The sequence below is a fragment of the Maricaulis sp. genome (assembly GCF_030149235.1).
Classification (GTDB): Bacteria; Pseudomonadota; Alphaproteobacteria; order Caulobacterales; family Maricaulaceae; genus Maricaulis.
Genome location: NZ_JASBRW010000030.1, coordinates 1 through 5,298, shown reverse-complemented (window position 1 = coordinate 5,298; position 5,298 = coordinate 1). Strand labels below are relative to the sequence as shown.

Below are 5,298 nucleotides of genomic sequence, written 5' to 3'. Positions count from 1 at the left end.
GATGCGCTCCAGGTAAACTTCAACTTCGTCACCCACGGCCGGGGCTTCAGAGCCCGGACCCGTGAACTCGCGCATCGGCACGCGGCCTTCGGTCTTGAGGCCAACATCGACGACAACAACGTCGTTTTCGATGGCGGTTACGTTGCCTTTGACGACTTGGCCTTCAGCCAGATCGCGTCCGGCGAGGCTTGCCTCCAGCATGGCGGCAAAATCATCAGTCGTCGGGGTGAGAGATTCGGTAGACATATAAGGGGTTGCTCCAGCCGGCGAACAAGGTTTGATCTAGAGAGTGGCGCGCCGGTTTGTGCTGCGATAACAGCTGGTTAGGTGTTGACATCACGAATGAGTTCCAGCGCTTTCGCTGCTCGGATGAGACCGCAAAACCGCTCGAACTTACTCGAACTCATATTGCGCTAGCTGTGACAGGGTCACGCCTTTTGGCGTTTTTCCACAATCGCGATAGCTGCCGCAACGGCGGCGTCTATACTCAAGGACGTCGTATCAAGCAAGGTCGCATCGTCCGCGGCCTGCATGGGGGCGTCGCTGCGATCGGAGTCACGCGCGTCCCGTTCGAGGGTCTGGGCGAGCATTTCCTCGAAGGTAATCGTGTCCCCCCTGGCCTTGAGTTCCATCCAGCGGCGGCGGGCCCGGGTCTCCGCGTCAGCGACGACGAAGAGTTTCACATCGGCATCGGGACAGATCACCGTGCCGATATCGCGGCCATCGAGAATCGCGCCTCCGGGCTGGTAGGCGAAATTGCGCTGCACCTGGTAGAGCGCCTCGCGCACGGCCGGGATGGCAGCCACTTTTGACGCGGCCGCGCCCGCCTCAGCGGTACGGATGCGAGTCTCGTCGATGGCATCAACCTGAAGCCCCCGCGCGGCCCGGACCGCGGCATCGCTGTCGGCGGGGTCATCGCCGGCATCGAGCACAGCCAGGGCGGTCGCGCGATAGAGCGAGCCGGTATCGAGATAGGGCAGGCCGAATTTGCTCGCGAGGGTGCGGGCAATCGTGCCCTTGCCCGAGGCCAGCGGCCCATCGACGGCAATGATCATCGGACAGGCTCCAGCTCGGCGCCCAGTGCGGCCATGTGGTCGAGGAAGTCGGGATAGCTGGTGGCAATCATGGCCGTATCATCGACCTCGACCGGGTTTTGTGCAGCCAGGCCCAGAACCAGGCCGCTCATGGCGATGCGGTGGTCGTGCAGGGTTGCGACCCGGCCGCCACCCGGCACCTCCGCTGCGCCGGTGACGGCCAGCGTGTCGCCCTCAATGGCAACCGAGACGCCATTGGCGGCCAGCAGGTCTGCTGTGGCCGCGAGACGGTCGCTTTCCTTGGCCCGTAATTCGTCCAGCCCGTGCATCCGGGTCGTCCCGTCTGCAAACGCGGCCGCCACGGACAGGATCGGATACTCGTCAATCATTGAAGGGGCGCGTTCGGCCGGCACATCGATCGCCTTCAGCGCGCTGTATCGGGCGGTGATATCGATCGTGTGTTCTCCCGCCATGTCCGGGCCCGGGCAGATATCGAGATCGGCCTGCATGTCCTGCAGCGTGCGGTACAGGCCTGAGCGGGCCGGATTATCCATGACGCCGGTGATGGTGACCTCTGACCCAGGGGTGATGAGGGCGGCCACGACGGCGAATGCGGCGGAAGACGGATCACCGGGGATACGGATATGGGCCCGGTCGAGACGTTGCGAGCCGGGCAGGGTGATGCGCCGCCCCTCGCCATCGAGGGCCACGGTAATCTCGCCGCCGAAGAGCTTCAGCATGGTTTCCGTGTGATCGCGGGTCGGAACCGGTTCTCGCACGACGGTGACGCCCTGTGCCGTCAGACCCGCCAGGAGAACGGCGGATTTGACCTGGGCCGAGGCCATCGGTGGTGTGTAATCAATGCCCGTCAGCTGGGCTGGCTGCATATCGACCGGCAGGCGTCCATCCTGCGTCACCAGTTTGGCCCCCATCTGCGCCAGCGGGTCGGTGACCCGTTTCATCGGCCGTGAGGACAGGGAGGCATCGCCGACAAAGCGGGCCTTGATACCTGTACCGGCCAGCAGACCCATCACCAGACGCACACCGGTCCCCGAATTTCCGAAGTCGAGATCTTCAGTTGGTGATTCGAATCGGCCGCCCAGACCGGTCACGCGCCAGGCGCCGGGCCCGGTGCGTTCCACATCGGCACCGATGGCCGCCATGGCCTTGGCGGTATTGAGCACATCATCACTCTCCAGCGCAGCCTCGATGAGGCTCTCACCCTGCGCTAAAGCCGCAAACATGAAGGCGCGATGGGAAATCGACTTGTCTCCGGGCGCCTGAAACTGGCCCTGGAGCGGATGGGACGGGCGGGCCCGAAAAGGGCCATGCAAGCGGTCGGTCATTGGCGCTGTAAACAAAAATTCAAGGATTGAGGTGGGATCACCGTCATCAGGTTTTGACAGAGCGCGGTGATCGTGGCAACGGGACCCGCCGAAACGTATTGTGGTTGTGAAGGGAAGTCATGGCCAAAGCTGATCTTGGGACGAAGCGGACTTGTCCGAACTGTGCGTCCAAATTTTACGATCTCGGGCGGATGCCCGCCCAATGTCCGAAGTGTGAGCACGAGTACGACCCTACCGAACTCGAGCAGCAGATCCCGCCTGTGAAAAAGGTGGCTGAGGACATAGAGGATAAAAAAGAAGAGGCGTCTTCTGAAGCGGATGGTTTCGAAGACGAGGCCGATGATGCTGTGGAGGTCGATCTGGCCGCTGCAGAACCGGCTGATCAAGATGATGATGAGAATGAAGACGCATCCGGTCTGAGCGATGATATCGGTGATGATTTCGAATCCGATGACATCGAAGACAGCGATGAGGACGACAATACGACCGTCCTGATCGACGAAGAAGAGGATGACGATCTCGGCGAATTTAACATCGACGGCGAAGAAGACCTCTGATCGCTGCAGGAGAGGCGTATTGCGCACTTGATCCCGGTCTCATCCGGGACTAGGTTCCGCGCCTCTCGACCGCCCATACCCCAAGGGCGGCGACCCGGGTTTCGGGGCTATAGCTCAGTTGGGAGAGCGCTTGAATGGCATTCAAGAGGTCAGCGGTTCGATTCCGCTTAGCTCCACCATTACAAAACCCCGCCGGGATCCGGCGGGGTTTTTCTTTGAGCTGTACGGTTAGGCTCCGGCATTACCGGATCTGGCTGCTTGTTCACGGTATTTGTGCCAGCCGCTGCTCGGCTCGCGCCTGGGCTTCGGCCTGCTGGGTTTCGTTGAGCTGGTCTTCCAGCGCGGCAGCGGCTTCTGCAGCCTCGAAATCGCCCAGTGCGGCAGCCGTTTGCCACAAGGCCAGTGCCTCGACGGGGTCCGCGGTCACGCCATCGCCGTCGCCATAGGCCTGGGCCAGGGCGGTCAGGCTCAAGATATCTCCGGTACCGGCCGCCGCGCTCCACAGGGCGATCGCTGCAGCTGGGTCAGCCGCGCCGGACAGCCCCTCCATGGCGGCGATGCCAAGAATGTAATTGGCTTGGAGCGCCGAGGCATCCATCGCAATCGCGGCTTCGGCGGCAGCAATGGCGCCGGCGTCATCGCGGATGCTGTCCGGCCCGAAGAAGAGGGCGTCTGCAAGCATCAGCTGAGCGTCCAGCGCGCCCTCTCCGCGAACCAACTGGCGCAGAATCGCGACCCCGGAAGCGGCGTCGACCTGATAGTCGAAGATCATCAGTTCGGCGAGGTTGAAGCCGGCGGGCTCATAACCCGTGGCCCAGGAGGTCTCGAAGAAGGCCCGGGCCCGGTCAAGATCGGGGTCGACGCCCACACCGTCGCGATAGATCAGGCCGAGCACATGGTCGGCCTCGGCAATGCCGTTATCTGCGGCCTGAACCAGCCAGTAGCGGCCGATTTCATAATCCGCCTCGCCACTGTCGGGGAATGTCAGGGCATAGCCGTAGTCGAAAGCGGCGTTGAAATCGCCGGCTTCAGCCTGCAGGCGAGCGGCATCGATATCGGCTTGCATGGCAAAAGCCGGGGCGCTGGTCGCCAATGCGGTGGCCAGAAGGAGGGTACGCAGCATGGGGCATCTCCAGGAATTGAACTTCCGGGCGATATCACTGCAGTGGACCTGAACCCGTGATGAGCGGGCTGTTATCGGACAATCAGGCGGCGTCGCTGGCCGGTTCGCCGAACAGGACGGCCTGGATCGCATCAGCGTCCGGGGCAGCCCGCAGGCGCTGGCGAATGTCTTCACGGCGCAGGAGGCGAGACACCCGGGCCAGGGCCTTGAGGTGTTCCGCGCCGGCATCTTCCGGTGCCAGCAGCATGAAGACGAGGTCCGCCGGACGGCCATCGATCGAGTCGAAATCGATCGGCGTTTTCAGGCGGGCGAAGAAGCCGGCAACGGCTGGAATACCGGCGAGCCGGGCGTGGGGAATAGCCACGCCCTGACCCACACCGGTCGAGCCCAGACGCTCGCGCTGGAGGACGGCGTCGAAAATGGTTCTCGCATTCATTCCCGTTTCGCGGGCTGCCAGATCGGCAAGCGACTGCAGTACCTGCTTGCGACTGGAGGCGCCCAAATCGAGCACCACCCCATCGCTGGGGATAAGATCAGCTAACGCCATTGTTTAACTTCTGCGTCCTTATGCAGGCTCGTTACGTTCGGCCTTGGAGGGGTCGACCCAGCCGATATTGCCGTCAGGACGGCGGTAGACGATGTTCAGGCCGCCATTAGCAGCATTGCGGAACATAAGGAAGGGCACGTCCAGTGCATCCAGCTCCAGCGATGCCATGCCGACGGTCAGCGTACGGACTTCACCGGCCTTCTCGGCGATGACAATCGGGTCCGGTGCATTGTCGATCGGCTCGATGGCGTCCTCGTCGAGGTCTTCCTCGCGATCGAACGCATCTCGCATACCCTTGAGAACAACAAAGGGCATCTGTTCGGCCGGCAGTTCCGCCTTGTGATCCGCATGATGGTTCTTGAGCTTGCGCTTGTAACGGCGCAGGCGCTTTTCAAGACGGATCATGGTCTCGTCGGCGGCCTTGTAGGCGTCATCGGCTTCGCCGTGCGCCTGGAGCATGACCCCGGAGGGCAGGTGCAATGAGCAATCGACCCGGAAGCCGACTCCCTCGCGCGAGATCGCCACATAGGCTTCACCCGGCCGGTTGAAATATTTGGACACGCCTTCTTCTACGCGTCCCAGAATCTGCTCGCGCAGCGCGTCGCTGACGTCGATGCCTTTGCTGACAACTTGTGTATGCATGCGCTCCTTCCCGCTGGCCATTCACCAGCCCGTGAGGCGTTTTCGAACT

The 5,298-nt window shown here is 62.4% G+C and carries 7 protein-coding genes and 1 tRNA gene; 2 read left to right on the top strand and 6 right to left on the bottom strand.

Annotated elements, in window-relative coordinates; all coding sequences use genetic code 11:
• The 3 genes from Q1V51_RS04705 to aroA all read right to left on the bottom strand — a co-directional run.
• Positions 1-246, bottom strand: a 246-nt coding sequence (locus tag Q1V51_RS04705) for a S1 RNA-binding domain-containing protein (RefSeq protein WP_300542336.1), incomplete at its 3' end; no start/stop codon positions are given.
• Between the two features lie 182 nt (positions 247-428).
• Entirely contained in the window at positions 429-1,055 is a 627-nt protein-coding gene (cmk, locus tag Q1V51_RS04700; protein WP_300553534.1) for a (d)CMP kinase, read from the bottom strand.
• Positions 1,052-2,380 (bottom strand): 3-phosphoshikimate 1-carboxyvinyltransferase, encoded by a 1,329-nt coding sequence (gene aroA, locus Q1V51_RS04695; protein ID WP_300553532.1) that lies wholly within the window; start codon positions 2,378-2,380, stop codon positions 1,052-1,054. The genes cmk and aroA overlap by 4 nt, the downstream gene beginning before the upstream one ends.
• Positions 2,381-2,499: 119 nt before the next feature.
• On the opposite strand from aroA, the gene Q1V51_RS04690 reads away from it, so the two are divergent.
• Both Q1V51_RS04690 and Q1V51_RS04685 read left to right on the top strand, forming a co-directional pair.
• Positions 2,500-2,937 carry a TIGR02300 family protein gene (locus tag Q1V51_RS04690; RefSeq protein ID WP_300553530.1) on the top strand — a complete coding sequence of 146 codons (438 nt, stop codon included), beginning with the start codon at positions 2,500-2,502 and terminating at the stop codon, positions 2,935-2,937.
• 103 nt (positions 2,938-3,040) lie between these two features.
• Positions 3,041-3,116 (top strand) — tRNA-Ala (locus Q1V51_RS04685).
• 83 nt (positions 3,117-3,199) lie between these two features.
• On the opposite strand, the gene Q1V51_RS04680 is transcribed toward Q1V51_RS04685, so the two are convergent.
• The 3 genes from Q1V51_RS04680 to raiA all read right to left on the bottom strand — a co-directional run bounded on the left by Q1V51_RS04680 (position 3,200) and on the right by raiA (position 5,249).
• Positions 3,200-4,060, bottom strand: coding sequence for a hypothetical protein (locus tag Q1V51_RS04680; protein ID WP_300553528.1), 861 nt, complete (start codon positions 4,058-4,060; stop codon positions 3,200-3,202).
• Positions 4,061-4,142: 82 nt separating this feature from the next.
• Entirely contained in the window at positions 4,143-4,607 is a 465-nt protein-coding gene (gene ptsN / locus Q1V51_RS04675) for a PTS IIA-like nitrogen regulatory protein PtsN (protein ID WP_300553525.1), read from the bottom strand.
• An 18-nt stretch (positions 4,608-4,625) separates the two neighbouring features.
• Complete coding sequence (raiA, locus tag Q1V51_RS04670; protein ID WP_300553522.1) at positions 4,626-5,249, bottom strand: ribosome-associated translation inhibitor RaiA; 624 nt, start codon at positions 5,247-5,249, stop codon at positions 4,626-4,628.
• Positions 5,250-5,298: the final 49 nt, after the last annotated feature.